This window comes from Microcoleus sp. B4-C1, from assembly GCF_036705285.1.
In the GTDB taxonomy this organism is placed as follows: domain Bacteria; phylum Cyanobacteriota; class Cyanobacteriia; order Cyanobacteriales; family Microcoleaceae; genus Microcoleus.
This window is the reverse complement of sequence record NZ_JAUBUC010000236.1, coordinates 1-1,237: the sequence shown is the minus strand read 5'-3', so window position 1 is coordinate 1,237 and position 1,237 is coordinate 1. Positions and strand designations below refer to the sequence as shown.

Below are 1,237 nucleotides of genomic sequence, written 5' to 3'. Positions count from 1 at the left end.
GGCTCTCCTGAACTTATGGTTATAAGTTTATCTAATCAGAAAAGCAAGCTAATACGCGATTCCTAAAATTATTAAAATTAGAAAAACCATACCCTTGCCGCATTATCAACTTAATCCGATTGTTGATTCCTTCCATGACTCCACTTGTGGTGCGATGAAGAAAGTAGTTGCAAATACCCTCAAAATGATTCTCAATTGTTGATGCAGATTCTCTAAAAAATACTTGTGCATGATTTAGCCATTCTTTGATTTTGTTCTGCCCTTCTTTGACCGTCAAATTAGTCTCATATATTTCTCTAAATTTTTCTTTCATCTCATACGCAATTCGCAAACATTCGGATTTTCCTAGTGTCAATTCTAATTTATCAATCTGAAGAGGATTTAAATTTACTCGATTACTTAATAATAAATATTTACTTTGCCTGTCTGTTATTCCGGCTGCTCTACGTAACTTATTTAAGTCTTTGTTAACTACTTTCATTACATGAAAACGATCAATAATAACTTTGGCGTTTGGGAATACTTTTTTGATAACTTTAGGGAATCCTCCCCACATATCAACACTCACTTCCTCAACTTGTTCACGAACCTCAATTGGTTGTTCTATAAGGACTTCAATGATTTGTTCACAGCGATGAGAATCAATCATCTCAATTAAATTACCTTCGCCGAGGTCACTCACAACAGTCACAAAATTTCCTTGACCTTTTCGCATACTTATCTCATCCAGACCAATTCGTTTAACCCCTTGCCAATTCGGTTTTTTCTTGAGGGTGTTTACCTGCTCAAATATTCCTTTTATTTCGTCATAACTCAGTCCTTCTTCTCGTCCAATTTGCTCCATGCTCGATTGTTTTACACGCTCATAAATATCTTGTTCATATCGTTGAGTATGCCGTCTTTTAACGTCCAAAAAATCTAATTTTTCTGTGGGATACCGTTGACAACGAGGACAGTAAAACTGCCGTCGTGGGATTTTTAGATATACAGGACGACCAAAAACAGACAAATCTCTTACTAAAATTGGTCGATTTTGATGCAGTTTTTCGGTAGGATTGTTACAATGATGACAAACAATTCCTTCTGATAAAATGCTCAGTCCCAAGAAAATTTTTCCCTCAACTTGAGTACAAGTTTCAACCCTGACTCCCGGCAAGGCTAATAGATAGTCTAGATGGAAGCTCATAACGGTAAATGTATTAGTAGGTACATTTTACACCATAAACTCAGGAGAGCC

1 protein-coding gene is annotated in these 1,237 nt (G+C 36.1%); it reads right to left on the bottom strand.

The window, feature by feature from the left end; translation table 11 throughout:
- Positions 1 to 31 precede the first annotated feature (31 nt).
- Positions 32 to 1,186 carry an ISL3 family transposase gene (locus QUB26_RS31870; protein ID WP_333244317.1) on the bottom strand — a complete coding sequence of 385 codons (1,155 nt, stop codon included), beginning with the start codon at positions 1,184 to 1,186 and terminating at the stop codon, positions 32 to 34.
- Positions 1,187 to 1,237 lie beyond the last annotated feature (51 nt).